This is a genomic window from Hydrocarboniphaga effusa AP103, from assembly GCF_000271305.1.
GTDB classification, from domain to species: domain Bacteria; phylum Pseudomonadota; class Gammaproteobacteria; order Nevskiales; family Nevskiaceae; genus Hydrocarboniphaga; species Hydrocarboniphaga effusa.
The window spans coordinates 193,110-218,631 of record NZ_AKGD01000004.1 but is presented as its reverse complement, the minus strand read 5'-3'; the positions used below and the strand labels follow the sequence as shown (position 1 = coordinate 218,631).

Sequence of the window (25,522 nt, the reverse complement as noted above, 5' to 3'; positions counted from 1 at the left end):
CATCGAAGCCCCATTCCGGCTGTAAGAGGGCCAATATTCGGCTGGCTCCTGCGGATTAGCGGGGTTCGATATCCCCTAAGCTTCTCAGACTATGCTCTGCAAATCAACAGCCTGCGCTGTATTTTCATGAGTATACTCGGTGGAACAGGACCCTGCGGGGCTGCATCGTCCCCGGGATGGTGGCCTCTCCTAAAAAGAAGAAACGGCACCCCGTGGCCGTGGCCTTCGGGGTGGCCCTCCGCGCGAGCCGTATTCAGGCCGGGCGATCCCAGGAAGCCTTGAGCATGGCCTGCGGCCTGGACAAGACCTATGTCGGCGTCCTGGAGCGCGGCGGCAACCAGCCGACGCTGGGCACCATCTTCCTGCTCGCCGACGAGTTGGAGATCACCGCCGAGTCGATGGTCACGGCGACGCGCAAGGCCATGAACCTGGCGCTGATCAGCCGACCCAAGCGGGAGACGATCGCCCGCGGCGCTGCAACTGCCGCAAAGTCGGAGCGTCATAAAGCCGCCGGATCAGGGCGCAGTCCCGACCCAAAAGGTCGAGGTCGGACTCTAGGTAAAGTACGCCCAAAACCCGCACGTAAGACCTGATCGCGACCGACGGGTCCCCCTGCTCAATCCTGGACAGGGTCCGGGTGGAAAGGCCGGCCCGAACCGCCAGGACCCTCGCCGGCATGCGGCGCCTGAGCCGGGCGCGCTGCAGGCGTTCCCCGAGTTCGGTCATATGGGCCTGCTGGGACGGCAGCAGGCGCTTACTGGATCGCGGCATGACGGGCCACTGAATGCACGGGAAGGGGCTTCACGGGACGTTTATGTCCCATTACGGAGATCCTGATCCGGGCCTGACGATGCCTTGAAGGGCGCCAGCCGCCTCCGAGCCACCCGGCGCGACCTCCAGGACCTTGCACCAGTCGAAGTCGACACGCTCCCGGGGATAGCCGCGCTGGTTGGAGTACAGCTTCGTCCCCACGTGCCGGACGGCCTCCATCGAGTAGTGCGTGTGGCCAAAAACCCAGGCAGCGGGTGTTTGAAAGAACGCCTCCGGCAGATCGCTGAAGAAGGTGTTGGAGATGTCATCCAGTGGATACTTCGGGTGCCGCGCGGGCAGGCAGGGCGCGTGGTGTGTGATCACCACGGTCACCTCATCGCTGCCTTCCAGCTCTTGCCGTAGCCAGCCTGCACTTCGCTCATGGCGCTCGACCGTCTCGCGCGCGAGCAGGTTGCGGCCGCCGGAGCGGATGAAGCGGAAGTCGTTGATCGCTCGCTCGCAGGCCAACATGGCCTGGGGCTGCCCGTAGAGTCCGGCAAGCATGAAGCTCGTCCAGAGCGAGGTACCGAGGAAGCGGACCCCGCGATATCGAAAGACGTCGTTCTCGAGCAGACGGACATTGGACCCTTCGCAGGCGCTGTGGGCCTCGTCGATCAGCTGCTCCCAGTCGTAGCCGTAGAACTCGTGATTCCCCAAAACGTACAGCACCGGGGTGTTCGGAAAGGTGCGCTTGGCCCAGTGGATGCCATCCGTGCCGGTGCCGATGTCGCCCGCGAGCACGACCAGGTCCTCCCGGGCATCGGCGACGACATCCGGGGCATAGCCGGTGAACTCGAGGTGCAGGTCGCTCATGTAGCGAACCCGCAGAGGAGCCGCGGGGTGGGGTGTTGGTTTCATGGTATCGGGTATTTCCATCGCTCTGGAGGCAAAGTGGTGCCCCGGGCGGGATTCGAACCCGCATCATTGGCTTATCTGGCCAATGCCTTAGACGGCTATAAGTCCGTCTGCCAAACCGTTAGGCGACCGGGGCAGTAGGGCACTACCGCCGGGGTATTCGGTCGCAAGCCCAGGCGCGGGCGATTAGGGGCTTCATGAGAGGCTCATCCATGCGGCGCTAGAAGTTGTCGTCCCTGAGGCCGGGGTAGAACAACTGCACGTTCGGATCACCGGGTGGCCGTCCGGTGCGCTCCATGGTGGCCAGTTCCTCGGGTGTCAGCCAAGGAAGGTCGTGTCCGGCGCGCTTGAATCCGGTGTGCTCCGACACCGGCATGCTGGGGTCATGGCGTGGATCCGGCACCTCCCAGTAGTGCTCGGTGCCCAACTCCACCATGAGCAGGCTTCCATCCGCCTTCCCGGCGCCCCTGTCGATGTACTGACGGTTTCCGACCGCCAACGGCCACTTCTTGAGCGTGGTATGGCCGGAGACCAGCAGGTCCAGGCCGGCCACGGGCTTGGTGACTTGTGAGAACTGGTAGCGCCTCATCGTGGGATAGAGGGCGCGCAACTCCGATTCTTCGGTGTGATAGACGGCGGCCGTGGCCGCAATGATGGGCTGGCGATCCCAAAGAATCGCCGGTTGGAGCCCCGGACGAAGCTTTTCGAAGAGGAACTCCTCGCGATCGGAGATCGCCCGGACGTTGTCCCAAGTCCATTCGGCGGGAAGCCCGGCGTGCAGGATTCCCACGCGGCGCCCGTCCCGCAGGGGGATCTCCATGGCCAAGGGGAGCCGCTGCAGGATCCCTTCCATGTGGGCCTGATCGGGCTTGCCCGGCCAGAGGGGATCATTCATGCCGTCGTACTCGCACATGGAGCTTACCGAGCGACCGGAGCTATGAATCGCGCCGTAATAGGCGCCCTGCTGCATCGCCTCGTGGTTGCCCATGACCGCGAAAAACCAGGGGGTCTCGGCCAGCCGCAAGCAACGAACCGACTCGGGCCCGCGGTGCACGAGATCGCCCACGGAAATCAGGCGGTCGCGCCCCTGATCGAAAGCCACGGCATCCATCAAGCGGCCGAGCATCTCCCGGCAGCCGTGCAGGTCGCCGATACAGAAGTCGCGTCCCCGCTTGTTGACGGAGAGGGACACAAAAGGGGTGTCGAACAGCATGGGGCGTCTCGATATTGTCGTGGGATGAAGGAATCAGCGGAACCAGGCGCGCTGCAACTCCTCCGCCAGGCTTGGAATCTCGCTCTCCGAGAGCCATGGCCAGTCCATCGCTGGTTCCAAATATCGATCGAGAATGCGGACGGGCATCTCCGGGAACATCCGAGGGTCTGGAACCTGCCAGCAGCGCCCGCTGGCCAGTTCGACCATGGATAGCCAGCCATCCTCGAACCCAGCACCGGTGTCCACGAAGAGGCGCATACCGGCACGCAAGGGCTGGTCGCCGGGGGTTTGGGAGTGACCTGAGATCAACAGATCGATGTCCGGAATCTGCTGCCCGAGGACGTACTGCTGGCGGCGCTGGGCCAGATTGAGAGCGGCAATACGGGTCTTTGCATCGGGCAATGCCGCGCTAAACACGAAGTCCGCTGGCAGCCTGTCCCAGAGCAGCAAGGGCTGCAGGGCCACGCGCGGCCTGTCCAATTCGGCGTCACGCCGGTAGATCGCCTGGACGTCGGCCCAAAGGTAGGGCGACCGCAAGCCGGCGTGGACGATGCCCACGCGCCGTCCGTCCATGAGGGTGGTTTCGATCGCCAGAGGAAGACCATCGAGGATGGCCTGGTAGCGCTGGTGCTCCCGCGCGATTGCCTGCGGATCTGCGTCGGCCAGGTATTCCAGGCCGGTTTCGAGCTTCGAATCTTCGACCCAATAGGCGCCGGCGTAGGCAGCAATCTGCATCGCCTCGTGATTGCCCATCACCGGAAAGAACCAAGGCTGCTCGGCCAGGCAAAGGCACGCCGCGGATTCTGGACCACGGTGAATGAGGTCACCGACCGAGAATAGCCGGTCACGCTCCGAATCGAAGTCGACCGCCATCAGCAGGCAGTCGAGCATCTGCCGGCAACCATGCAAGTCGCCAATACAGAAATCGCGACCCCGGTCGTTGACCGGCAGGCTGACAAAGGGGGAGTCGAACAACATGGCATCTCTTGAAGAAGTGGCAGCCAATGGCTGCCAGAGATGCGTTCAATAACGCGCCGGCAGCCCCGTCAGGGCAGTCGTATCATTTGCGTTATGAAGATTGTCTTCATGATGAGTATAGTCTGCACTCGTTTTTGACCTTCGGCAATAGCCCCTTACTTGTCCCCCTATCGGAATCGAGTGGCGGGGCACGTTCTACTGCCATCACGACGTTGAGGAAACACGGAGTTAACTCGGGGACGGAAATATGCCAGGAACACTGCCCCCTCCTGATGGATATCCCAGCTGGTTGGACTACGCAGTCGACCATTTTGATACGAGGACTATCCAACTGGAGCGAATGTTCGCACGCGATGATCCTCCTGATAGAGACGCGATGCGGGGCGCTGCTCGAGCAGAGCTTGATTCCCTGAGGGCACAGGTACGAGACAGGAGCGGTCAATAGAGGCCCGCATTGTCACCCAGCCGCCTCACCTGCCCCTAGCGCTTTCGCATGGGCCAGAGAATCTGCCCCAGGTAGGTCGCGGGAATATCATCATCTTTGAGACCGACCTCGCCACGCGCAGGGCTGCGCGGCGCGTCATGATGAGTACCGAACAGCAGGTCCCAGATGAGGAACACCTCACCGAAATTCACCTGTGCATCCTCGAATTCGCGCTTGTGGTGCCACCGGTGCATCTCCCCAACGCCGAGCACATGCCGAAAAGGTCCCAGCCGGTAGTCCAGATTGGCATGCTGGAATGCGAGATGGATGCTCATGATGCTGAGCCAGGCGCCCAGGGCGATGGGTGTCGCCCCCAGCACCAGCAGGGCGATCAAACCGGGCCCTGCTAAAACCAGTGCCGACAGCGGATGGCGGCGTCCGCCGTTCAGCCAGTAGAGCCGTTCGGGCATGTGATGGATGGCGTGCAAGCGCCACAAGAAGCCACTGATGTGGCTGGCACGATGCATGGCGTAGAGCCCCAGGTCCATGACTCCACCCGCCAGGAGGATCTGTGCCCACATGGGAGCCGAGCTGGGCCACAAAGTGGGCAGATCGGGAAGGAGGGCACGCAGCCCGAAAGCCGAGGCAACGGCCCCCTGGATAAGGGCATGGCTCACCAGTAGGTGTAGGACATCGACCCGGGTATCGCCCCCATGGTCACGATTCCATGCCGGCTCATATGGTGCCAGCCGCTCTAGCACGGCCACGGCGCCGATGCCCACGACCACGAGCACGGGGAAGGCCGGCCAATAAGCGACACCGCGATCGGCCAGTACGACGAGGAGAACGGCCAAGGTTCCCAAGATCAGGGGATAGGCGAGGTATCGAACTGCGGTCCGCATGGGTTGCTCCTAGGCGTCTGCGATGGGATGCAGACTACGCAGGAGCCGGGGATCGGGCTTGAACGTATTGGCTATCGCTTCGGCGCGGCGCCCTGACGTGGCGGGAGGGCGCTATCCCGCCGACAGCCCGGCACTTACATATGCGCCCCAGGGCCATGTCCGCCATGCATGATCATGACAATGAGCACGAGCAACAGCACCATCGAGGCGGCGACGAAACCCTTCACCCAACGGGGCAATCCGGCAGCTGATCCGCTGTTGCGGATATAAGCGCTGCGAGTGCCCAGCATCCGGGCGCCGTAAGGTGTGAGGCCGGCGGGCTTGTAGATGGCCAGGGCGGTAGTCACCAGCAGCACCCCTAGGCCTCCCGCGGCATGGATCACCAGCGAGAGCTTCAGGCCCGCGAATTCCTGCAACGAGACGGCGGTCTGTGCGGCGGCTGCCAGGGCGCTGATGGGCGTCAGTTTCAGCAGAAGGACGGCGGTGGCAAACGCTGTGAGCAAGAGCTTTATCGTCACCCAGTAGTGCCGGAACAGCCCCCATGCGGTGCCCAGGGCTTGCACCAGCCCTGTCACGAGAGAGGTCGCGGCGAGCGGCAGGATGACGAACCAGGCCGTGATACCCATCATCAGACAGGCCGCCCGCACGACGGCGGGATCCTGGTTGGACAGGCTGACCAGAGAGTGCGCGAGGAATACGGCCAGCGCGCCGGCCCAGCCGATCGACGCAGTGACGTGAAAGGTCAGCATCAGTTTGCGGATGTTGGACGTCATGATCATGGCGGTTTATTCCAGTGCCAAAAGGCAGTAGGGGGAGGGCTCAGGCGTTTGCGCGTAGAGACAGCAGAGGGTGCAACAAGACATTCGGTGCAATCCCGAAGGTGCTGCGGAAACTGCGCGACAGGTGGGCGGAGTCGGAGAAGCCGCTGGCATGAGCCGCCTCCGTGAGATTAAGGCCATGGGCGATCGCGGCCAGCGCGTGCTGCAAGCGCAGCCAACGCAGGTACGGACGCAGAGGCATGCCGGTATGAGCACGGAACAGATGCGCGAATCGACTGGACGACAGGCCGGCCTTTTTAGCCAGGTGAGCGCCGGACAGCGATTCGGGCAAAGGTCGCGGAAGCGCCGCAAGGCAATCCTGGATGCGAGGATCCATGAACGGATGCTCCGATGCTGCCGGAGCTGACCCCAGCAGATCGGCAATGACTTGCTCCAGCACTCCCGCAGTATTGGCCGATAACAGCTCGACCAGGCGTCGGCACTGGGCTTCCGTCAAAGCACGCGGTCCGGGGCCGCACCACTGATCGAGTCTGCGTCCCTGGCTGGACTCTCGCTCCAGATAGAGCAATAGCAGCGGATTCGGTCCGCTGACGAGCTGATGGGAATGATCGGCGGGGATGACGATTCCGGGAGCCCGGATCAGGTTCCCCGTCCCGACCCTCAGCTCGATGGCACCCGTCAGGCCTATTGCGAGCTGGACCGCGTGATGGCGATGGAGGGAGTGATCTCCGGCCGTGCCGCTGAATAGCGCCCATCCTGGCTGAATGCTGGCCTTGCCTGTCCACATGGCGGCATCTTCATCGCCCATGGCTGGAGGTTCAAGGAGCATTTTCGGCCGGGCCGAGCCGGGCCCGGGCATCGGGACTGGGATAATGCGCAGGAAAAGCCGGGGTCTCAATGACATGCTGCCGATTGCCTGAAGTGAACTCCGGGAGTGGACTCCGCCTTTGCGTTCGGTCTGCCGACGAACGAAGACGTGCAATTGCATGAAAACCATTGCGGAACGCCGAAGCGGGACTTAGAGTCAGAGGTGTCATGAAAATAGGCCGGACATGGTTGAGCGTGCTGCTGGGGCTGGTGCTCCTGCTGCAAGGCTATGCCGTGTCCGCGGCGCCCCGGGCGAATCTGTTGAAGGATTCTGGCGCCGAAATGGCGATGCAGATGGACATGCCTTGCCATGGCCAGAAGGCCGATGCGGAGAAAGCCGACAAGCTCTCCTGCTGCAATGCCGACTGCCCGGACATGACCACTTGTGCGCTGGGGCACATCGCCTCGCCGGTCAGCCTGACGCTGGATACTCCTCGCGGCGATGTCGCTGTACCTGGTTTGGTTGCCGTCCGTGAAATTGCGCGCGCGCCGACATCCCTATTACGACCTCCCATTCTCTCCCTCGGCTGACGAATAGCCACAGCTCGGGCACCGCCTGAGCTGATACAGGCCGCTACGCGGCCCTTTCGTGGAGAGAGTGCATGTATCCCTTGTGTAGCCGCGCACCTGCGCGGTACCGATGGCCGTCGGCGGTCGCCGCGGTCGTGCTGGCGGCTGCCGTCCTGCCGTCCTGGGCCGAAACCGACAGCGCCGCGCTGACGCTCGGTGAAGTCGAGCGCCTGGCGGTGTCCGGCCAACCCATCCTGATCGGCCTGGAGGCGCAGGCAAGCGCCGCGCTGGAAACGGCAGTCGCCGCGCGCCAGCTGCCGGATCCACAGCTCGTGACCGGTATTCAGGATGTTCCCGTCAACACGTCCGACGCCTGGTCCCTGCGGCGCGACTCCGACACGCAGATCCAAGCCGGCCTGATGCAGGAATTTCCGCGGGCGGAAAAGCGCCGCCTGCGGGGTGAGCTGTCCGAACGTGAAGCGGGGCGCCTCCAGGCCGAGCATCACCTGGCCTGGCGCAGCGTTCGGCGGGACGCGGCCCTGGCCTGGTTGCAGACATGGAAGTACGACCGGACCCTGCGCTTGACGCGCGACGGCCTGCGGGAGGCCGAGACGCAGATGCAGATCGTCGAGATCGCGCTGCGTACCGGCGGTGCCACGCAAGCCGAATTCCTGACCGCGCGCCAGGAAGCGGACCGCCTGAAGGACGCTGTCGCAGCCGCCGAGCAGAGCATCGCGCACGCCCGCAATGGGCTGTCCCGCTGGATCGGTGACGAAGCGTTCCGTCCCGTGACTGCGGATCTGCCTGTGCTGCCGGCATTGCCCCCTTTGGAAGTCGTGCTGGAACGCGTGCGGCAGCATCCGCACCTGGCCGGTGCCGCGGCCCAGGTTGCCATGGCCCAGACCAACGCCGATCTGGCCGCCGCCGCTTACAAACCGGACTGGCGCGTGGAAGTCGGCTACGGCTATCGGCCCGAGTTCTCGGAGATGGCCATGCTGCAGGTAGGCATCGATCTGCCGGTCTTCACCCGCAACCGCCAGGATCGCGCTGTCGCCGCGGCCCGGGCCCAGCAGGAGGCGGCCGCGGCCGCGATCGACGACGCCAGTCGGCAGTTACTGTCGGAAGCCCGTCTCAATCACCAGGACTGGGAGCGGCTGACGACGCGACTGAAATCCTACGACGAGGGCCTGCTTCCGCAGAGCGGAAATCGAGTCACCGCTTCGCTCGCGGGCTGGCGGTCGGGACGTGGGCTGCTGCGCGATGTGATCGACGCTCGTCGTGGCGCCCTGGAACTGCAAATGGCTCGCCTGGACCTGCAGTCCGACCTGGCCATGCACTACATCCAACTCAGCTATCTCGGTGCCTTCGAGGATGCCTCGGGTGCCGGAGACCAAAACCATGAATAAGAAGATCTTGATTGCTCTGACCCTCGTGCTTGCGGCGGCCGCCGGCGGTGGCTGGTGGTACGCGCAGGAGCGGCCCGGGCACAGCCATACGCTGGTGAAGAAGATGGATGCCCAGGGCCAAGCGTATTGGACCTGCCCGATGCATCCGCAGGTGCGCCAGGACCATCCCGGCAACTGCCCGATTTGCGGCATGAAGCTGGTGAAGCGGGAAGACCAGCCTGCCGCCACGCCGGTCAAGAACTCTGCAGCCGAGCGCCGGGTGCTGTACTGGTACGACCCCATGAAGCCGGAGGTGCATTTCGACAGGCCCGGCAAATCGCCCTTCATGGACATGGATCTGCTGCCGAAGTATGCCGAGGGGTCGGCCACGCCAGACGGCGCAGGCATGACGATCGAGATCGACCCGCGCATGGCCCAGAACCTGGGTATGCGCACCGCACCGGTCGAACGCGGCACTTTTTGGCAGCGTATCGATGCCGTCGGTAGTGTCGCGGTCGACGAGCGTCGCATCGTATCGGTAGAAGCCCGCGCCGCCGGCTGGGTCGAGCGCCTGGAAGTCCGGGCCGTCGGCGATACCGTGCGTCGCGGTCAGGTCGTGGCGGGAGTCTATGCCCCCGACCTTCTAGCGGCACAAGAGGAACTGGCCCTGGCCCGCAAACTGGGCGATCCAACGCTCATCGATGCCGCCAAGACCCGGCTCAACCTACTGGGCGTTGGAGGCGGTTCGGGTGGTCCGCAGCGCCAAGTAGGCATCGTGGCGCCGCAAGCCGGCGTCGTCACCGAGCTGATGGTCCGCGAAGGAGGGCAGGTGACCCCGGGCATGCCTCTGATGAAGCTCGCCGACCTGTCCAGCATCTGGATCCTGGTCGAGGTGCCCGAAACGCAGGCCAGCTGGGTTGCCGTAGGCAGAACCGCGGAGGCGCGCCTGAAGAGCCAGCCTGATCGCGTGTTCGAAGGCGTCGTCGACTATGTGTACCCGATGCTCGACACCCAGACCCGGACGCTGAAGGTGCGCCTGGTGTTCGACAATCCCGACCTGGCACTCAAGCCCGGCATGTTCGCCGACGTAACCCTCTTCGGGGGGGCGAAGCGCGACGTCGTCATGGTCCCGAGCGAGGCCGTCATCCGTACCGGCGATCGCAGCGTGGTATTGGTGGCCGAGGCCGCCGGCCGCTACCGGCCGGTTCACGTGGAGCTGGGCCCCGAGCGGCAGGACCAGACGGTGATCCTGTCGGGCCTTTCCGAAGGGCAGCAGGTGGTCGTATCCGGCCAGTTCCTGCTGGACTCCGAGGCCAGCCTGCGCGGCGCCTACCAGCGCATGGGCGGCCCGGCAACCACGGATGAGGCGACCATGGCCCCGGAGCCGGCGCCGTGATCGCCCGCTTGATCCATTGGTCGGTCCACAACCGCTTCCTGGTGCTCTTGGCCACGCTGTTGGTGACAGCCTGGGGCCTGTACTCGGCGGCGCGTACGCCGCTCGACGCGATTCCCGATTTGTCCGACACGCAGGTGATCGTCCGGACCGTCTATCCAGGGCAGGCGCCGCAGGTCGTGGAGGACCAGGTTACCTATCCACTGACCACGACGCTGTTGTCAGTGCCGCACGCCAAGACGGTCCGCGGCTACTCGCTGTTCGGCGAGTCTTTCGTCTATGTGCTGTTCGAAGACGGCGTCGATCTCTACTGGGCGCGGTCTCGCGTGCTGGAATACCTGTCGCAGGTCCAGGGCCGGCTGCCGGTAACGGCGCGCGCGGCGCTGGGGCCCGACGCCACTGGGGTCGGCTGGATCTACGAGTACGCCTTGGTCGATCGCACGGGAAAGAACGACATCAGCCAGCTGCGCGCACTGCAGGACTGGTTTCTCAAGTACGAACTGAAGACAGTGCCGAACGTGGCCGAGGTCGCCACGATCGGCGGCTTCAACCGCCAGTACCAGATTGTGCTCGATCCGGACCGGCTGCGTGCCTATCGCTTGCCTCTGGACACGGTCATCGCCGCGGTGCAGGCCGCCAATGGCGAATCGGGTGGCTCGGTTCTGGAGCTGGCTGAGACTGAGTACATGGTTCGCGCGCGGGGCTATCTGAAGTCGCTCGACGACTTCCGCGAGATTCCCGTGGGACTCGGAGACAACGGCACGCCGATCTTGCTGCGCGATGTCGCGGCCGTGCAGATCGGCCCGGAGACCCGGCGAGGCATCGCTGAACTGGACGGGGAGGGCGAGGTCGTTGGCGGCGTGATCGTGCTGCGCTCTGGCGAGAACGCCCAATCGACGATTGAGGCCGTCAAGGCGAAGCTCGAAACCCTGAAGGCCAGCCTGCCCGAGGGTGTCGAAGTCGTGGAGACCTATGATCGCTCAGCGCTGATCGACCGTGCCGTGGAGAACCTGTCGCACAAGTTGCTGGAGGAGTTTCTGGTCGTGGCGCTCGTCTGCGCACTGTTTCTCTGGCACCTACGCTCGGCGCTTGTAGCCATCATTACCCTGCCGATTGGCATCCTGGCGGCATTCATCGTCATGCACGCCCAGGGCATCAACGCCAACATCATGTCGCTGGGCGGCATCGCCATCGCCGTCGGTGCGATGGTGGACGCGGCGGTGGTCATGATCGAGAACGCGCATAAGAAGCTGGAGCAGTGGCGACACGCGCATGAGGGGCGGGACCCCGCCGGGGCAGAGAGGCTAGAACTGATGGCGGCTGCTGCCGGCGAGGTGGGGCCGGCACTGTTTTTCTCGCTGCTGATCATCACCCTGTCCTTCGTGCCGGTCTTCACCCTGGAGGCCCAGGAGGGTCGGCTGTTCGCGCCCCTGGCTTACACCAAGACCTACGCGATGGCGGCCGCAGCCGCTCTGTCGGTCACGCTGATCCCCGTCCTGATGGTGGCCTTCATCCGGGGCCGAATCCTGGACGAGACCGCCAATCCCCTGAATCGAGCGCTGATTGCGGTTTATCGACCGGTGATCGACAAGGTGCTGGCGTACCCCCGTGCGACGCTGGTGATCGCGCTGCTCGCTGCCCTGGCGACGCTATGGCCAGCCACGCGGCTCGGCAGCGAGTTCATGCCACCACTGGACGAGGGCGACCTCCTGTATATGCCGACCGCGCTGCCGGGCCTTGCCGTCGGTAAGGCCGCCGAGGTGCTGCAGCAGACCGATCGCATCCTGAAGACCTTTCCCGAGGTGCAGCGGGTTTTCGGCAAGATCGGACGCGCCGAGTCGGCGACCGACCCGGCGCCGCTGGAGATGGTCGAGACCACGGTCCGGCTCAAGCCTCGCTCGGAGTGGCGGGACGGCATGACCACCGAAAAGTTGATCGAGGAAATGGATGCGGCGTTGAAGATTCCGGGCATGGGCAATCTCTGGGTCCAGCCGATCCGCAACCGCATCGACATGCTGGCGACCGGCATCAAGTCGCCGGTGGGCATCAAGATCGCGGGGCCCGATCTGGCGGTGATCGAGCGAGTCGGTGCCCAGATCGAGACCGTGTTGAAGCAGGTGCCCGGTACTGTCTCGGCCTTCTCCGAGCGGGTTTCCGGCGGACGCTACATCGAGGTCGTTCCCGACCGCCTCGCGGCGGCCCGCTACGGCATGAGCATCGCCGATGTGCAGCGCTTCGTCTCCCTGGCGATCGGCGGCGAGAACATCGGCGAGACGGTTGAGGGGCTGCAGCGCTTTCCGATCAACCTGCGCTATCCGCGGGCGCTGCGGGATTCGGTGCAGGACCTCAGAGACCTGCCGCTGGTGACGATGCGCGGCGAGACCATCACATTGGGCAGTCTCGCGACAGTACAGATCACCGATGGTCCGCCCATGATCAAGTCGGAGAACGCTCGACCGAACGGCTGGATTTATGTCGACATCCGTGGCCGTGACCTCGGGGGTTACGTCGCCGAGGCGCGCAAGGCCGTGGCCGAGCAGGTGCAGCTGCCGGCCGGATACTCGGTCGCTTGGTCGGGACAATTCGAGTATCTCGAGCGGGCCACCAAGCGCCTGCAGGTCGTCGTGCCCTTCACGCTGGCGATCATTTTCCTGCTGTTGTATCTGACCTTCCGCAGCGCGGCTTCGGCGACGTTGATCATGGCCACGCTGCCCTTCGCCCTGGTTGGCGGGTTTTGGCTGATCTACCTGCTGGGCCATCACCTGTCGGTCGCTTCCGGTGTCGGTTTCATTGCCTTGGCCGGCGTATCCGCAGAGTTCGGCGTGGTGATGCTGATCTACCTGGACAACGCCATCGGCGAGCGGCAGGAGCGTGGCCAGATGCGCACCCAAGCCGACCTGCGCGAGGCCCTGATCGAGGGGGCCGTGCTGCGTGTACGCCCGAAAGCCATGACTGTGGCGGTCATCGTCGCGGGCCTGGTGCCTTTGTTCATCGGCGCGGGTGCCGGCAGCGAGGTCATGCAGCGCATCGCGGCGCCGATGGTGGGCGGCATGATCACCGCTCCCTTGTTGTCGATGATCGTGCTGCCGGCGGCATACCTGCTGATTCGCGGACATCGGCTGCCGACGGAAGGGCGCCGGTGACAGACCTTCGCCGGAACGGCAACGCCGCAGCCGGGTCCAAATCCATGAGACCGGGCAGGAGCAATCGCGTGCGCCGAGGAGTCTGGGCCGTTCTGGTCATCTTGGCGACGCTGTTGCCGTGGCGGGTCGCGCTGGCCTGTGCCCATGACGCCGAATCCATGCAGCAGCGTTGCTGTTGCACCGACGTCATGGCGCCATGTCCGCACGTCAGCAGCGGCGTCGGCAAATGCTGCAAGCAGGTTGTCGCCCTGCAGGCACAGGTCAAGGACGCCGAAGCCGACGCGCTGCCAAACTTCTCCGGCGACAAACCTCCCGCTCTGCTGCCGCGGTTGTCCGGCCTTGCGCCCGACTGGGTCTGGCATCCACCGCCATTGACGGTCCCCGGCACGCCGCCGCGCTTCGCCGGAACCCGTACCTACCTGGTGACGGCCCGCCTGCGACTGTAGGAGCGGCGAGGGCTCGCACCAGCGCGGGCCTGGATTCACCTCGACAACAAAGACCGGCATGCCCGTCATGCCTTGCATTCCTGTTGCCCGAAGAGGTCATCCATGAACACTGCAGTCATCCAGATCCGCCGGCTCGGCCTGAGCCTGGTCACGATCATCAGCCTGGTCCAGGCGGCACAAGCCGCGCCGACCTACGGCCCTCGTAACTCCCTTTCCGCCAGCACGCCGGCCATGCCTTGCCCGGCACCGGCGGTTACGCGGCAGCTCTGGGACGGCGCCAACAAGCGCCGTGTCGAAGTCGCCTTCCTGGCGCCCTGCGACACCGCGCCGCAGACCCAACCGACGAGCTGGGTCGGCCCTCGGGGCACGATCCCAGCCGCCCCCTAAGTTTCCTCTCAAGGAGATCATCATGAACACCCATCTGCTTGCTACTCGTCTCACCCGCTCCATGGCCGCCGCCGCGCTGCTCGGAGCTGCCTCCACCGGCGCCTGGGCGCAACCGGCACAAGAATTCCCCGTGCCCGGAAGCTTCGAGGCCCTCATGAGCGTCAAGGACCCGGGCCACTACGGTCCTAAAGCTGCCGGGGATGCCCCAATATCGCCGCGCAGCGAGGGACTTCCGGGGTCGTTCGAAGCGGTGATGTCCGTCAAGGACCCCGCGCACTGGGGCCCGAAGGCCGGCGTCGAACACGAGGGCTGCCCGACCCGCTCGACGTCGCCCGGTTCCTACGAAGCCGTCATGGCGGTGAAGGACCCGGGACGTTTCGCTGCTGAGCCTTGTCGGCGTCAAGCAGGTCACTAGTAGACGAACGGGGCGCCAGAGGGCGCCCCGTTTCCTTCCGCCCCAACTCGCTGAGCCAAGAGTTGCAGTCTGCATGGAGAAGCGTCCACAGACCTGTAAATCCCACGCTTTCTGAATGGACGACTATCCAGGGTTTACGGCTGTAAGACGCTGACGCAGAAAGCCCTTCCCGTGCTGGCATGCCAACTGCCCCGATATCGCGAACGAACAACCGTAAAAGTCGGAGTGACCGCCATGCCCGATGTCGAAGCGCCTTCTATCCAGCTCTGCATCGAGGCCTGCCTCGAATGCCAACGCCTGTGTTCCGAGGCTGCACTGCGACCGAAAGGGGCGGAAGTTCGGGTCGGCACGGACCCAGCCGCGACACTATTGAACTGTGCGGAACTCAGCCTGGTGACTGCGCACTTTCTGATGGCCAGGGCACCTGAGCGGCACACCGTAGTTCAGGCCTGCGCGACGGTCAGCCGCGCCTCTGCCGAGACACTCCAAGAAGTGTCCGGGATGCAGGACTGTGTCCAGATTTGCCAGGTCTTGGCCCAGAGCTGCCTGCAAGTGCTTCGCTTCACCGTCCCGCCTCGAGGGGTAGCGGCATGAGCCCCGCCTTCGCAGTGCGGTGCGCGCGACTTTTGTGGTTTGCCGCATTCGTGGCTCTGCTCGGAGCCTGGATCGCAGATCTATTCGGTCCGCTGCTGGGATTGAGTTCTACGCATCTGTTCGCAGACGCCACGGTCCTGGCTTTGTTGTCGCTGGGCCTGTTCGCCGACGCGTGGTGGCATCGCCAGGAAGCATAGCCAAGAGGTGCGGACCCCACAGGAGTCGCGCTGACACCACTTTTTGCAAATTAGTTTGCTACGACCCAAACGGGTCATATCACCAATGGAGAAGTCAGCATGAATAAGTCGAATCGATTCACCAGGAAACCTATTGCGCTCGCACTGGGCGCAGTGTTTGCGCTCGCCGGCGCGCCTGCCAGTGCGGATCAGTCCTCAGTATTCAAAGCCACCGACCTTGGCAAGGGCTACCAACTGGCCGCGGCCGAAACCGCCAAGACCGCGGAAGGCAAATGCGGCGAAGGCATGAAGGATATGGGTGGCATGAAGCATATGGACGGCATGTCCATGACCGGTGACGCGGACTATGACTTCGCAGCCAACATGCGCAAGCACCACCAGATGGCCGTCGATATGTCCGAAGCCCAGCTCAAGAAGGGGAAGGATGCGGACATGCTAAAGATGGCCAAGAGCATCATCGTCGCGCAGAAAAAGGAAATCGCCGAGCTGGATCGCTGGTTGGCGGCGCACAAGAAGCCGAAATAGCGTGGTGCAGAGATGATGTAAGTCGGCTGCCGGTCCGGACGGCATGATGCTGTCGGGCCGGCCTTAACCCGAGGAATTGGTGCGACTGCTCGCAATCGTCTCGTCTAAAGGTGAATTTCACTATGCGCACGGAAACCGCCCAGAGTCGAAAAGCCATGCGAACGGATTCCCTCAAGCCGGCGCAGCGCGGACAGCGCTATGGTCAGATATTGCAAAGCAGTTTCCGGCCACACCCCCTGTTGCCGGGCGCGCATCTGCAAACCATCGCGACCCTGTTGCGACCCGCCCCCAGGCTCGTCCTTCGCCGAGAGCGGCTGGAGTTGACGGATGGAGACTTCGTGGATCTGGGCTGGAGCGGGGACCACAATGCCGGTGGCCCCTTGGCTGCGCGCGCGCTACGTTCGCACGCACTCGATCGCCTCGAATGTGATCGCTCAATCGCGTTCGATGTGAACACGCGATCTAGTTGAGTTGATCAGTGACTCGCATCCAAATGGGCAGCGAATCTCCCTCCCCGTAGGCAGTTCTTCGCGAAATACGTTTGATGTAGCGCGTAATGGGGCGCAGTCGCACCCAGGCAATTAATTCAATATTTCAATGGCTATTGACACGTCAAAGACACTTCAATAGTCTTTGAAGCATGAAGATCGATACCGCCGTCACACGCCTCTCCGCGCTGGCCCAGGCCTCCCGCCTGTCCGTGTTCCGACTTCTCGTTGAGAAAGGGCCGGACGGCATGCCGGCGGGCGAGATCGCCGAACGCCTCGGTGTGGCACCCAACAACCTGTCCTTTCACCTGAAGGAACTGAGCAACGCAGGCCTGCTCAAGTCCCGGCAGGAAGGCCGGTTCGTTTACTACGCCCCGGACTTCAAGGCTATGAACGCCCTCCTGGCCTACTTAACCGAAAACTGCTGCGTAGGCAGTGCGGCAGCACCCGTCGATTGCGCAATTCCAGCAACCTGCAAGGAATGCTGACCATGAAGCGATTCCACGTTCACGTCTCAGTGATGGACTTGCGGCAAAGCATCGGTTTCTACTCGAAGCTATTCGGCGTCGAGCCCACAGTGGCCAAGTCGGACTACGCCAAATGGATGCTCGACGATCCGCGCATCAACTTCGCGATCTCCACTCGCGAAGGTAAAGCCGGGCTCAACCATCTTGGCTTCCAGGTCGATACCAGCGACGAGCTGACCCAGCTCCGTGAGCAGGCGCAGCAGGCTGATATCGCCGCCGTCGAGGAAATGGGGGCGGCCTGCTGCTACGCGAAATCGGACAAGCACTGGATCGAAGACCCGCAGGGCATCGCGTGGGAGACGTTTCACACGCTCGGTGACATTCCGGTGTTCGGCACTGCCGCGGTGAAGGCCGACAAGGCCAGCGCCTGCTGCACGCCAAAGGTCAGCATCAGCGCGATCCCGATCAAGGTTCAGAGCGCGTGCTGTGGCTGAGATTCGCATCGAGTCGGCGACCCCAGCCGACTTCGACGCACTGCGCCGTCTGCTTGAAGCCGAAAAACTGCCGACAGAAGACCTCGACACCTCACGGCTCGCGGGCTTTCTGATCGCCTGGCGAGGCTCGGGCATCGTCGGAGCGGTTGGAGTAGAGCCCTACGGCGATATCGGTTTGCTGCGCTCGCTGGTCGTTGCGAACGACGCGCGCTACAGCGGCCTGGGCGGCCAGCTGGTGACCTTGGCCGAGAGATTAGCGAGTGGACTCGGCATTCGCGTGCTCTACCTTCTCACGACAACAGCCGGCGCTTACTTCGAACGCTTCGGCTATGGCCCCGCATCCCGTGCAAGCGCACCGACGGCCATCTCGAAAACACCGCAGTTCAGCGGGTTGTGCCCTTCATCTTCCACCTTCATGAGCAAATCGCTGTGAGCCATCGCCCCTACAACGTGTTGTTCCTTTGCACCGGCAATTCTGCTCGGTCGATTCTGGCCGAAGCCGCCCTGAACCACCTTCCGATCAGCAGCGGACGGTTCGTTGGCTACAGCGCCGGCAGCCACCCCAAGGGCGAGCCAAACCCGTATGCACTCGAACTGCTGGAGCGCAGCGGAATTCCTACCAAGGGACTTCGCAGCAAAAGCTGGGACGAGTTCGCGCAGCTTGGTTCGCCAGCGCTGGATTTCATTTTCACTGTTTGCGATCAGGCAGCGGGTGAAGCGTGTCCGTACTGGCCGGGCAAGCCCATGACAGCGCATTGGGGAATGCCGGACCCGGCCGCTGTCATCGGCACGCCAGACGAGATTCGCCAAGCCTTCACCGACACCTTCGTGACGTTGAAGCGCCGCATCGAAATCTTCGCCAGCCTGCCATTCGACAAACTCGATCACTTGGCGATGCTCCAGCAAGTCAAAGAAGCGGGCCGATCATGAGCACTGCAACTCCGACACGGCTCGGCTTTCTCGACCGCTATCTGACGCTATGGATTTTCCTGGCAATGGGCGTTGGCGTTCTGTTGGCGACAACGATCGGCGGATTGCCTCAGCAGCTTGATCAGCTGTCGATCGGTTCAACCAACCTTCCGATCGCAATCGGCTTGATCGTGATGATGTACCCGCCGCTGGCGAAGGTGCGTTATGAAGAGCTGCCAGAAGTGTTCCGTGATCGCCGGATTCTGCTGCTGTCGCTGATTCAGAACTGGGTGATCGGCCCGTTGCTGATGTTCGGGCTTGCCGTTCTGTTTCTGCGTGATGAGCCCGCATACATGACCGGCTTGATCCTGATCGGCTTGGCTCGTTGCATCGCGATGGTCTTGGTCTGGAACCAGCTCGCCTGCGGCAGCAGCCAATACGTGGCCGGTCTCGTCGCATTCAATTCGATCTTCCAGATCGTGTTCTTTAGCGCCTACGCGTGGCTGTTCCTCTCCGTACTGCCGCCGCTGTTTGGGTTGGACGGCCAGATCATCGAAGTGGGATTTGGAACAGTCGCCAAGGCCGTGCTGATCTATCTTGGCATCCCGTTCCTGGCTGGCTTTCTGACACGCCGCATCCTGCTCAAAGCCAAGGGCGCGACATGGTACGAGCAGAGATTCCTGCCAAAGATCGGGCCGCTGACGTTGATCGCACTACTGTTCACCATCGTGGCGATGTTCAGCCTAAAGGGCGATCAGCTGGTCGCGCTGCCGATGGATGCGTTACGCATCGCGCTTCCGCTGGCGATCTACTTCCTGATCATGTTTGCGATCAGCTTCGCGATGGGGCGAATGATCGAAGCCGACTATCCACGAACCACTGCCATCGCGTTCACTGCGGCGAGCAACAATTTCGAGCTGGCGATTGCCGTTGCCATCGCCAGCTTTGGCTTGGCTTCACCGGTTGCCTTCGCGACGGTGATCGGGCCTCTCGTTGAAGTGCCGGTGCTGCTGGCCCTGGTCCATGTCGCGCTGTGGTTGAAGCGCACCCGTTACTCCGAAAAGGCTGTCGCTTGAACAATGACCACTGACATCGTGATCTATCACAACCCCGCATGCGGCACATCGCGGAATACCTTGGCCATGATCCGCAATGCCGGGATCGAGCCCCACGTCATCGAATACCTCAAGACGCCGCCGGTTCGGCCGCTGCTGGAATCCCTGATCGAACGAATGGGCATCAGTCCACGCGAATTGCTGCGAGCCAAAGAAAGCGAGGTCGCAACATTGGGCTTGAATGATCCCAGTGTTTCGGACGAGCAGTTGCTTGACGCGATGATGATTCACCCCATTCTGATCAACCGGCCTATCGTGGTGTCGCCGCTGGGTGTTCGGCTCTGTCGCCCTTCCGAACGGGTGCTGGACCTGCTACCGGCCGAACAACGCGGCGCTTTCACCAAAGAAGATGGCGAACGCGTCATCGACGAAACCGGAAAGCGTGTCGTTGCGAGCAAGTCGATATGACGCGCGTTCGTGACCTTTCAGACCCGGACCATCTGCCAGCACTGGACAAAACCTTTGCTCATCGCCGTCCGGCGATTGGTCTTGGCCAAACCGAACCGCCGCCTCGCATTCTGTTGCTGTACGGATCGCTTCGGCAGCGCTCGTTCTCCCGCTTGGCTACGGAAGAAGCGGCGCGACTGTTGAAATTCTTCGGGGCAGAGGTCCGCATCTTTGATCCGTCCGATCTTCCTCTCCCGGATCAGGTTGCTGGAGACGATCACCCAGCCGTCAAGGAACTGCGGCAGCTGTCGATGTGGTCGGAAGGACAGGTTTGGTGCAGCCCCGAGCGGCACGGACAGATCACTGGCCTAATGAAAGCTCAGATCGATCATCTCCCGCTCAACATGGGCGGCATGCGTCCCACGCAAGGACGCACGCTGGCAGTGATGCAGGTGTCGGGCGGCTCGCAGTCCTTCAACGCCGTCAACACGCTGCGGCTCCTGGGGCGTTGGATGCGGATGTTCACTATCCCCAACCAATCCAGCGTCGCCAAGGCGTTCGAGGAATTCGACGCTGCGGGCCGCATGCGTCCCTCGGCTTACTACGATCGGATTGTCGACGTGATGGAAGAGCTTGTTCGGATGACGGTGCTGCTGCGGCCACACACATCCCAGCTCGTCGATCGGTATTCGGAGCGGAAGGAAGATGGACGCCCGATTGATCAGACGACGGACCTGTCGTCTATTGCGACAGCTCGCCAGTAGCGTCCCTGCACGCGGGCAATCGAGATGATCTAAGCTGGCCCCATGCCGAAGTTGGTCAAAGCCCTGCTGCTGATTCTGGTGGTCCTCGTCGAGGGCCTGGGCAGCGCGCTGTCGATGGCACCCACGATAGCCATGCCCGAGCAGACGGCAGTGAAGGCTATGCCGTGCCATGACCCCGTTTCGATGCCGGCCAAGATGCCGTGCTGCGACGATCAAAAGAGCGACTGCCACTGCGACCCGAATTGCTTCGGCGTGTTGACGGCGCTGGCTCCGCCGATCTCGGCGATCGACGGCTTTGTCCTTTCTCGTTTCGAGAAAATCCCTGCCGTCGTGGCTTTGCCACCGGCACGTCCCGATCGATTGCTAAGGCCCCCTGCCGTCCTCCTGAGTTGAGCTGCTGCGCCGCTTCGCGGCGGCGCCTTCCAATTCAATTAGGAGGACACCATGTCCACGTTTCGCGTGTGGGGCTTGTCGGCTTGCTTGCTGACTGCTCCTGCTTTTGCCAAACCCATCGCTTATCAAGGCGGCACGGCTTTGATGGGGGAATACGGCGCCGGCACCATGACGGAAGCACAGGCGTTCTACGCCCCCAGCTATCGCTGGTCTGCTGGCGTCGGCAATCTTCGGCTCGATGCCGACGATGGCGATTTCTCAAGAGACATCACTTATCTACGCGGCAACCTGCTGCTGCATCGCTGGAACCTTCCTCGCGCCCAAGCGAATGTTTTCGGTTGGGGCGGCATCGGCAGTGCCGACAGTAGCGACACAACGGGCCGGAAGTTCGCCTGGAACGCGGGTGGTCAGATCGACTACGAAACCCTGCGCTTCTATTCCTCGCTGAGGACGGACTGGCAGTACGCCAAAGACGGGTTCTCGCACCGCATCGATACCTTCCAACTCGGCTGGGCGCCTTATCCGCATGACTGGGATCGGCTGGCGACCTGGCTGCTTGTGCAGGCTCGCGACTACACCGGCGGTCTCTATGACGGCGTCGAACCGGCCGCACTGGTTCGCCTGTTCAAGAACGGACGCACAACCGCTTTCTGGATTGAGGCTGGCGTGACGATCGATGGCCACCTCCAGTCCATGTTCATGATCAATTTTTAGGAGCTTCCCATGACTCGCTTTCTAATCACCGCATTACTTTCGGCCGTACTGAGCTTTGCTGCATGGGCAAACGACGCACCTCGCACCATCGAGATGAAAGTTGACGGGCTGGTGTGCGCCTTCTGTGCACAAGGAATCTCGAAAAAACTCGGGAAGATGGACGCGACATCCGACGTACTCGTAAACCTCGAAAATGGACTGGTCGCTGTCGCACTGAAGCCCGGAAAGGATGTGAAGGATGAAGACCTCCGCAGCACGCTGACGGAAGCCGGCTACACGCTCCAGTCCATCGAGCGGACATCCGAAACGTTTGAAGAAATCCGCACTCGCCTCAAGAGCAAGCCATGACGGATCAACTCCATCCCGACTTACGCGGCAGCCTCTGGAGTGCTCTTCTGTCGATCGCCACCAGCAGCTCGACGCTGATCTGCTGTGCGCTACCCGCGCTGTTGGTTGCGATCGGGGCAGGCGCCACGCTGGCGGGGCTGGTTACCGCCGTGCCGCAATTGATCTGGCTCTCGACACACAAGGCCCTCGTGTTCGGTAGTGCCGGTGTCATGCTCGCGATAGCCGGCGGACTGCAATACCGCGCTCGTCTCGCGCCTTGCCCGGCAGATGCGAGGCTTGCTGCCGCTTGCATGCGGGCTCGTCGGGCCAGTCTGGGCGTTTACTTGGTCTCGCTGGCGATCTTCGGACTCGGAGTGTTCTTCGCGTTCGTGCTGCCCAGCATTGGCTGATCTGCCCTGGAAGCAACGCTGCCCGACCGAATGTCGGTTGGGCAGCGGTATCGTCGGGGCTGTGATTCGAAACCAGATCAACGCTTAGGTGGGGGGCGCTTTATCCAGCGACTGGTTAACCCTTTTATCTCGTCATCGAGATAGCGAATGTAGTCACCCAGCGCCGATTTTTGCTGATCGTCAGGGGCAGTGATGAGGTCGAGGCGTCGTTGCCACTCGCTTTTTGACGCTTTGAGAATGGAAAGAACGCGCAGAGGCCCGTCATTTCTTGTGCCTCGCAGCCTTTGAAAGTTGGTTCCGATCATCACATATGGACGACGAGCGACATCGTCGCCCCAAATGTCGTTCTGAGATTGCCACAACGCGACCTCCAGTGGCTCGCCGAAATAAGTGCCAAGAACCTTTTCTCCGAGCACTTGCGCCTCGGAGTCGCGAACGCTCCATAGTGTTCCGATGTAGCAACGAGCGCCGGAAAAGGTGAAAGCGAGCGCAAGCTCGTGCCATGACACGCAAGCATTGTTGAACACAATCGGGGTGCGCTCGTTTGCGAGCGATCGTGGGTGGCAGATGTATGAGCCATCCGCCATCTTCAACGCCGCAGACCCGACGACTCGCTGCACCGTCTCCACATGAACAGGCTCTAGCTCTTGGCGCGATATCAGCTCACTGAATTCGAGCTTCACTGAGCCGATATGGTCAGAGTGTGCCGACGGATCGGTGATATCCACGCCGTCCAAGGCTACGAATCGAATGTGCTCCATGACTTCGATTCGGTCACTGTCATCCAACCGAGAGAATGCAGCAGCAACATCGACTACCAACGTACGCTGCCTACCGCCACGATCCTTGAACTCGTAGGTCCGCCGCCAACCTCCGTCGTCTCCGCAGTGAGTCGAGATCAACAAAAAGTCGTATGGATACAGCTCGATTGTCCGAGCTACCTGTCGAACACTGGCGTTGCGGTCTGCAAGCATCTTGGTAAATACACTGCTGTCGCACAGCGATTTAATCGCAACATCGACTTCCGTGGCGAGAACTTGCCCAGGATCGACTACGGCGGCGACTTTGATTCCTGGTGTCGTTGCCTGCTCAGCAAGTAAGCCATGCAAGACGCAAATGCCAACGTCTGGATATAGAAAGATATGCGTGGAAGGACGTTCCGGAAACGCATAACCCCACGGGACTCTACTCGTAAAGAAGGTCGCCGAATCGTAATCAGCTTGCGACACACCTCCTGCCATCTCCCGTAGCTCACCCCGAAGCTCCTCCAGAACTTCACCCATAGGGCGATCTCGGACCTCAGTCGCGCTGTAAAAGCGCTCCAACAGCTTTTCTCCCAACCTGCGTTCCACCGCCGGTATCAGGATGAGGCCTGCGTCGAGCGCGTGCGCGTAGTTCGCCGCGACCACCTGAGCGTGCAAGTCGCCTTCTTCGCAGACGACCAAATGGCCCGACACACTTGGAACAGACGCCGCCTCGGACACGCCGTCGAACTGGATGCGCGCATTCAGACGCAGCGCTCGCAAAAGGCCGAGGGCCAGGTGTTCCTTGCCCCATTGGAAGACAGCTTGTTTTCGAGCTCCCGGCAGTGCCCTGTCGATTTGAGAGCCGTCCGCGATGCGGACAATTTGTCCGCTGGGAATGCCTCTCGAAAGAACCGTATCGACGTGAGGGTCAAGCCCAGCGTAGACCACAGTTTTTACCTGCATCCTGGCCAGTGCGTTCCGGCGCCGAGTCGCAGGAGATTCAACTTGAGGCCAGTGCAAGCGGGGGCTGTCCAAAACCGGAAAGTACGTGCACTTTTTGGCCAGTGCCGAAGAGATTTCGGCCAGCAGATAAGGGTCATCTCCGATGGCGGCGCAGGAGGAGATCGACGGACACTTCATCGTAGTTGCATCCTCGTCCTGGGAGCGATCCCGCTGATCTCGGCCGTGAAGGTGTTTCGCCAAAACCGCTGAACACTACAACTCTGCCACGAACCTGAAGGCGACCCGCAATGTGACAGCGGCGGTGGTCACGCTCCGGCGCGGCGACGCTTTGACGGCGAGTGCAATCCGATGTGGCCAGCGGTCGATGCCGCAGGAACGACCGTTGAATTCAGGTCGCCCAGGATTGCGCACTCTCCAGCAGGTCGAGCGCTGTCGCAGCGGCGCCGCAATGCCTGGAGATGCGATTCGAGTTTTCGTAGCTCTGCGATTTTCTCTTGCACATGATCGATGTGCTCGTCGATCAGTCGATTGACGCCTCCGCATTCCTCTTCCGGCGCATCGCGCAGCCGCAGCAGTTCGCGAATCTCATCCAGCGTCATGTCCAAGGATCGGCAGTTACGGATGAAGGCCAAGCGATCCAACTGGGCCGAGTCGTAGACCCGGTAATTGCCTTCGGTTCGACGAGGAGGCGGCAGCAACCGCTCCTTCTCGTAGTAACGGATGGTCTCGACCGGCACTTTCAGCCGTTCGGACAGGTCGCCGATCTTGATCGCGAGTTCGGACATGGGGCCTCCGGCAGGAACACTTGACCCTGAAGTTACTACAGGGTGTGTACTGGCGCCATTCGCTGTTCCAGACGAGATGACCATGGCCGGAAACTGCTGCGCTTCGAGCACCTGCTCCTCCACACAGGCGATCCCGCCCAGCTATCGTCGCGCGCTGTGGATCGCCCTGGCGGTGAACCTCGCGATGTTCGGTGTCGAGCTATCGGCCGGCTGGGGAGCGGATTCGGCCTCGCTGATGGCTGACGCCGTCGATTTCTTCGGCGATGCCGCCAACTACGCCGTTTCCTTGCTCGTGCTTTCGCTGGGCCTGGTGGCTCGTGCGCGCACCGCGTTGCTCAAAGGGCTGACCATGGGGGGCTACGGCCTCTACGTGCTCAGCCAGGCTGCCTGGAACGGCTGGATCGGAGCCGTCCCGCATGCCGAAACCATGGGCGTGATCGGTGTCATCGCGCTGGTCGCCAATCTCGGCGTGGCGGTGCTGCTCTACACCTACCGCAGCGGCGACGCCAACATGCGCTCGGTCTGGCTGTGCTCGCGCAACGACGCCATCGGCAATGTCGCCGTCCTGCTGGCCGCCGTCGGTGTCTTCGGCACCGGCACGGCTTGGCCCGACCTGATCGTCGCCGTCGGCATGGCGATGCTCGGCTTGAGCGCGGCTTGGCAGGTGATCGGCCAGGCACGCCGCGAGCTGGCGACGGTCGAGCCGCGCGTCCAGTTTGGTTAATCCGACACATCCG

Annotated in this window: 30 protein-coding genes, 1 tRNA gene and 1 pseudogene; 22 read left to right on the top strand and 10 right to left on the bottom strand. The window is 62.5% G+C overall.

Annotated features, from left to right (window positions below; all coding sequences use genetic code 11):
• Window positions 1-212 precede the first annotated feature (212 nt).
• Window positions 213-593, top strand: coding sequence for a helix-turn-helix domain-containing protein (locus WQQ_RS23945; protein WP_237715103.1), 381 nt, complete (start codon window positions 213-215; stop codon window positions 591-593).
• Window positions 594-621: 28 nt separating this feature from the next.
• Here the strand turns inward: WQQ_RS23945 and WQQ_RS25335 are convergent.
• The 8 genes and pseudogenes from WQQ_RS25335 to WQQ_RS20340 form a co-directional block, all read right to left on the bottom strand.
• Window positions 622-678, bottom strand: a pseudogene (locus tag WQQ_RS25335) (hypothetical protein); the annotation flags it as partial.
• A gap of 144 nt (window positions 679-822) precedes the next feature.
• On the bottom strand, window positions 823-1,623 hold the full coding sequence (locus tag WQQ_RS20370) for a metallophosphoesterase (protein ID WP_007187147.1): 801 nt from the start codon (window positions 1,621-1,623) through the stop codon (window positions 823-825).
• 79 nt (window positions 1,624-1,702) lie between these two features.
• Window positions 1,703-1,801: transfer RNA gene (locus tag WQQ_RS20365), tRNA-Ile, on the bottom strand.
• A gap of 84 nt (window positions 1,802-1,885) precedes the next feature.
• Window positions 1,886-2,878 (bottom strand): metallophosphoesterase, encoded by a 993-nt coding sequence (locus WQQ_RS20360; RefSeq protein WP_007187146.1) that lies wholly within the window; start codon window positions 2,876-2,878, stop codon window positions 1,886-1,888.
• 33 nt (window positions 2,879-2,911) lie between these two features.
• The gene (locus tag WQQ_RS20355; protein ID WP_007187145.1) at window positions 2,912-3,856 is read right to left on the bottom strand and encodes a metallophosphoesterase; all 945 of its coding nucleotides are present in this window, start codon (window positions 3,854-3,856) and stop codon (window positions 2,912-2,914) included.
• Between the two features lie 480 nt (window positions 3,857-4,336).
• Window positions 4,337-5,182 (bottom strand): sterol desaturase family protein, encoded by an 846-nt coding sequence (locus WQQ_RS20350; RefSeq protein ID WP_040455234.1) that lies wholly within the window; start codon window positions 5,180-5,182, stop codon window positions 4,337-4,339.
• A 134-nt stretch (window positions 5,183-5,316) separates the two neighbouring features.
• On the bottom strand, window positions 5,317-5,961 hold the full coding sequence (locus tag WQQ_RS20345) for a hypothetical protein (RefSeq protein WP_007187143.1): 645 nt from the start codon (window positions 5,959-5,961) through the stop codon (window positions 5,317-5,319).
• A 40-nt stretch (window positions 5,962-6,001) separates the two neighbouring features.
• A complete protein-coding gene (locus tag WQQ_RS20340; RefSeq protein WP_157534816.1) occupies window positions 6,002-6,769 on the bottom strand; it encodes a helix-turn-helix transcriptional regulator in 768 nt (255 codons plus the stop codon).
• Between the two features lie 248 nt (window positions 6,770-7,017).
• On the opposite strand from WQQ_RS20340, the gene WQQ_RS20335 reads away from it, so the two are divergent.
• The 20 genes from WQQ_RS20335 to WQQ_RS20235 all read left to right on the top strand — a co-directional run bounded on the left by WQQ_RS20335 (window position 7,018) and on the right by WQQ_RS20235 (window position 22,291).
• Window positions 7,018-7,359, top strand: a complete 342-nt coding sequence (locus WQQ_RS20335; RefSeq protein ID WP_157534815.1) for a hypothetical protein — start codon at window positions 7,018-7,020, stop codon at window positions 7,357-7,359.
• Between the two features lie 71 nt (window positions 7,360-7,430).
• A complete protein-coding gene (locus tag WQQ_RS20330; protein ID WP_083844678.1) occupies window positions 7,431-8,744 on the top strand; it encodes a TolC family protein in 1,314 nt (437 codons plus the stop codon).
• Window positions 8,737-10,119: an efflux RND transporter periplasmic adaptor subunit gene (locus tag WQQ_RS20325; protein WP_007187139.1), complete on the top strand. Its 1,383-nt coding sequence runs from the start codon at window positions 8,737-8,739 to the stop codon at window positions 10,117-10,119. Before WQQ_RS20330 ends, WQQ_RS20325 begins: the two co-directional genes overlap by 8 nt.
• On the top strand, window positions 10,116-13,259 hold the full coding sequence (locus tag WQQ_RS20320) for an efflux RND transporter permease subunit (RefSeq protein ID WP_007187138.1): 3,144 nt from the start codon (window positions 10,116-10,118) through the stop codon (window positions 13,257-13,259). The genes WQQ_RS20325 and WQQ_RS20320 overlap by 4 nt, the downstream gene beginning before the upstream one ends.
• Before the next feature lie 68 nt (window positions 13,260-13,327).
• Window positions 13,328-13,705: a hypothetical protein gene (locus WQQ_RS20315; protein WP_007187137.1), complete on the top strand. Its 378-nt coding sequence runs from the start codon at window positions 13,328-13,330 to the stop codon at window positions 13,703-13,705.
• Window positions 13,706-13,807: 102 nt separating this feature from the next.
• Window positions 13,808-14,092, top strand: a complete 285-nt coding sequence (locus tag WQQ_RS20310) for a hypothetical protein (RefSeq protein ID WP_007187136.1) — start codon at window positions 13,808-13,810, stop codon at window positions 14,090-14,092.
• 22 nt (window positions 14,093-14,114) lie between these two features.
• On the top strand, window positions 14,115-14,507 hold the full coding sequence (locus tag WQQ_RS20305) for a hypothetical protein (protein ID WP_040455227.1): 393 nt from the start codon (window positions 14,115-14,117) through the stop codon (window positions 14,505-14,507).
• A 234-nt stretch (window positions 14,508-14,741) separates the two neighbouring features.
• Window positions 14,742-15,101 carry a four-helix bundle copper-binding protein gene (locus WQQ_RS25430; RefSeq protein WP_040455225.1) on the top strand — a complete coding sequence of 120 codons (360 nt, stop codon included), beginning with the start codon at window positions 14,742-14,744 and terminating at the stop codon, window positions 15,099-15,101.
• 296 nt (window positions 15,102-15,397) lie between these two features.
• A complete protein-coding gene (locus WQQ_RS20290; protein ID WP_007187133.1) occupies window positions 15,398-15,823 on the top strand; it encodes a DUF305 domain-containing protein in 426 nt (141 codons plus the stop codon).
• A 640-nt stretch (window positions 15,824-16,463) separates the two neighbouring features.
• Window positions 16,464-16,799 (top strand): ArsR/SmtB family transcription factor, encoded by a 336-nt coding sequence (locus WQQ_RS20285; protein ID WP_007187131.1) that lies wholly within the window; start codon window positions 16,464-16,466, stop codon window positions 16,797-16,799.
• Between the two features lie 2 nt (window positions 16,800-16,801).
• Window positions 16,802-17,272: an ArsI/CadI family heavy metal resistance metalloenzyme gene (locus tag WQQ_RS20280; protein WP_007187130.1), complete on the top strand. Its 471-nt coding sequence runs from the start codon at window positions 16,802-16,804 to the stop codon at window positions 17,270-17,272.
• Complete coding sequence (gene arsN2 / locus WQQ_RS20275; protein ID WP_007187129.1) at window positions 17,265-17,705, top strand: arsenic resistance N-acetyltransferase ArsN2; 441 nt, start codon at window positions 17,265-17,267, stop codon at window positions 17,703-17,705. Before WQQ_RS20280 ends, arsN2 begins: the two co-directional genes overlap by 8 nt.
• On the top strand, window positions 17,702-18,202 hold the full coding sequence (locus WQQ_RS20270; RefSeq protein ID WP_007187128.1) for an arsenate reductase ArsC: 501 nt from the start codon (window positions 17,702-17,704) through the stop codon (window positions 18,200-18,202). The genes arsN2 and WQQ_RS20270 overlap by 4 nt, the downstream gene beginning before the upstream one ends.
• Entirely contained in the window at window positions 18,199-19,257 is a 1,059-nt protein-coding gene (arsB, locus tag WQQ_RS20265) for an ACR3 family arsenite efflux transporter (RefSeq protein WP_007187127.1), read from the top strand. The genes WQQ_RS20270 and arsB overlap by 4 nt, the downstream gene beginning before the upstream one ends.
• 3 nt (window positions 19,258-19,260) lie before the next feature.
• A complete protein-coding gene (gene arsC, locus WQQ_RS20260; RefSeq protein WP_040455222.1) occupies window positions 19,261-19,704 on the top strand; it encodes an arsenate reductase (glutaredoxin) in 444 nt (147 codons plus the stop codon).
• Complete coding sequence (gene arsH / locus WQQ_RS20255) at window positions 19,701-20,447, top strand: arsenical resistance protein ArsH (protein ID WP_007187125.1); 747 nt, start codon at window positions 19,701-19,703, stop codon at window positions 20,445-20,447. The genes arsC and arsH overlap by 4 nt, the downstream gene beginning before the upstream one ends.
• A 42-nt stretch (window positions 20,448-20,489) precedes the next feature.
• A complete protein-coding gene (locus tag WQQ_RS20250; RefSeq protein WP_007187124.1) occupies window positions 20,490-20,840 on the top strand; it encodes a hypothetical protein in 351 nt (116 codons plus the stop codon).
• 51 nt (window positions 20,841-20,891) lie between these two features.
• Window positions 20,892-21,554, top strand: coding sequence for a hypothetical protein (locus WQQ_RS20245; RefSeq protein ID WP_007187123.1), 663 nt, complete (start codon window positions 20,892-20,894; stop codon window positions 21,552-21,554).
• Window positions 21,555-21,563: 9 nt separating this feature from the next.
• On the top strand, window positions 21,564-21,902 hold the full coding sequence (locus WQQ_RS20240; RefSeq protein WP_040455221.1) for a heavy-metal-associated domain-containing protein: 339 nt from the start codon (window positions 21,564-21,566) through the stop codon (window positions 21,900-21,902).
• Window positions 21,899-22,291, top strand: a complete 393-nt coding sequence (locus tag WQQ_RS20235; protein ID WP_040455219.1) for a hypothetical protein — start codon at window positions 21,899-21,901, stop codon at window positions 22,289-22,291. The genes WQQ_RS20240 and WQQ_RS20235 overlap by 4 nt, the downstream gene beginning before the upstream one ends.
• 77 nt (window positions 22,292-22,368) lie before the next feature.
• Here WQQ_RS20235 and WQQ_RS20230 read toward each other — a convergent pair whose 3' ends face one another.
• Both WQQ_RS20230 and cadR read right to left on the bottom strand, forming a co-directional pair.
• Window positions 22,369-24,177, bottom strand: coding sequence for a hypothetical protein (locus tag WQQ_RS20230; RefSeq protein WP_007187121.1), 1,809 nt, complete (start codon window positions 24,175-24,177; stop codon window positions 22,369-22,371).
• A gap of 128 nt (window positions 24,178-24,305) precedes the next feature.
• Window positions 24,306-24,785, bottom strand: coding sequence for a Cd(II)/Pb(II)-responsive transcriptional regulator (cadR, locus tag WQQ_RS20225; protein WP_007187120.1), 480 nt, complete (start codon window positions 24,783-24,785; stop codon window positions 24,306-24,308).
• Window positions 24,786-24,867: 82 nt separating this feature from the next.
• Here cadR and WQQ_RS20220 point away from each other — a divergent pair, with 82 nt between their 5' ends.
• A complete protein-coding gene (locus WQQ_RS20220; RefSeq protein WP_007187119.1) occupies window positions 24,868-25,509 on the top strand; it encodes a cation efflux transmembrane domain-containing protein in 642 nt (213 codons plus the stop codon).
• Window positions 25,510-25,522: the final 13 nt, after the last annotated feature.

Bases quoted from the DNA above. Each gene is read 5' to 3' on its own strand.
- WQQ_RS20355 (WP_007187145.1), bottom strand. From the start codon at position 3,856: ATGTTGTTCGACTCCCCCTTTGTCAGCCTGCCGGTCAACGACCGGGGT.
- WQQ_RS20245 (WP_007187123.1), top strand. From the start codon at position 20,892: ATGTCCACGTTTCGCGTGTGGGGCTTGTCGGCTTGCTTGCTGACTGCT.
- WQQ_RS20240 (WP_040455221.1), top strand. From the start codon at position 21,564: ATGACTCGCTTTCTAATCACCGCATTACTTTCGGCCGTACTGAGCTTT.
- WQQ_RS20290 (WP_007187133.1), top strand. From the start codon at position 15,398: ATGAATAAGTCGAATCGATTCACCAGGAAACCTATTGCGCTCGCACTG.
- arsB (WP_007187127.1), top strand. From the start codon at position 18,199: ATGAGCACTGCAACTCCGACACGGCTCGGCTTTCTCGACCGCTATCTG.
- WQQ_RS20345 (WP_007187143.1), bottom strand. From the start codon at position 5,961: ATGATCATGACGTCCAACATCCGCAAACTGATGCTGACCTTTCACGTC.
- WQQ_RS20350 (WP_040455234.1), bottom strand. From the start codon at position 5,182: ATGCGGACCGCAGTTCGATACCTCGCCTATCCCCTGATCTTGGGAACC.
- WQQ_RS20305 (WP_040455227.1), top strand. From the start codon at position 14,115: ATGAACACCCATCTGCTTGCTACTCGTCTCACCCGCTCCATGGCCGCC.
- WQQ_RS20360 (WP_007187146.1), bottom strand. From the start codon at position 2,878: ATGCTGTTCGACACCCCTTTTGTGTCCCTCTCCGTCAACAAGCGGGGA.
- WQQ_RS20370 (WP_007187147.1), bottom strand. From the start codon at position 1,623: ATGAGCGACCTGCACCTCGAGTTCACCGGCTATGCCCCGGATGTCGTC.
- WQQ_RS20340 (WP_157534816.1), bottom strand. From the start codon at position 6,769: ATGGGCGATGAAGATGCCGCCATGTGGACAGGCAAGGCCAGCATTCAG.
- WQQ_RS20235 (WP_040455219.1), top strand. From the start codon at position 21,899: ATGACGGATCAACTCCATCCCGACTTACGCGGCAGCCTCTGGAGTGCT.
- WQQ_RS20220 (WP_007187119.1), top strand. From the start codon at position 24,868: ATGGCCGGAAACTGCTGCGCTTCGAGCACCTGCTCCTCCACACAGGCG.
- WQQ_RS25430 (WP_040455225.1), top strand. From the start codon at position 14,742: ATGCCCGATGTCGAAGCGCCTTCTATCCAGCTCTGCATCGAGGCCTGC.
- WQQ_RS20280 (WP_007187130.1), top strand. From the start codon at position 16,802: ATGAAGCGATTCCACGTTCACGTCTCAGTGATGGACTTGCGGCAAAGC.
- WQQ_RS20285 (WP_007187131.1), top strand. From the start codon at position 16,464: ATGAAGATCGATACCGCCGTCACACGCCTCTCCGCGCTGGCCCAGGCC.
- WQQ_RS20330 (WP_083844678.1), top strand. From the start codon at position 7,431: ATGTATCCCTTGTGTAGCCGCGCACCTGCGCGGTACCGATGGCCGTCG.
- arsC (WP_040455222.1), top strand. From the start codon at position 19,261: ATGACCACTGACATCGTGATCTATCACAACCCCGCATGCGGCACATCG.
- WQQ_RS20230 (WP_007187121.1), bottom strand. From the start codon at position 24,177: ATGAAGTGTCCGTCGATCTCCTCCTGCGCCGCCATCGGAGATGACCCT.
- WQQ_RS20325 (WP_007187139.1), top strand. From the start codon at position 8,737: ATGAATAAGAAGATCTTGATTGCTCTGACCCTCGTGCTTGCGGCGGCC.
- cadR (WP_007187120.1), bottom strand. From the start codon at position 24,785: ATGTCCGAACTCGCGATCAAGATCGGCGACCTGTCCGAACGGCTGAAA.
- arsH (WP_007187125.1), top strand. From the start codon at position 19,701: ATGACGCGCGTTCGTGACCTTTCAGACCCGGACCATCTGCCAGCACTG.
- WQQ_RS20250 (WP_007187124.1), top strand. From the start codon at position 20,490: ATGCCGAAGTTGGTCAAAGCCCTGCTGCTGATTCTGGTGGTCCTCGTC.
- WQQ_RS20310 (WP_007187136.1), top strand. From the start codon at position 13,808: ATGAACACTGCAGTCATCCAGATCCGCCGGCTCGGCCTGAGCCTGGTC.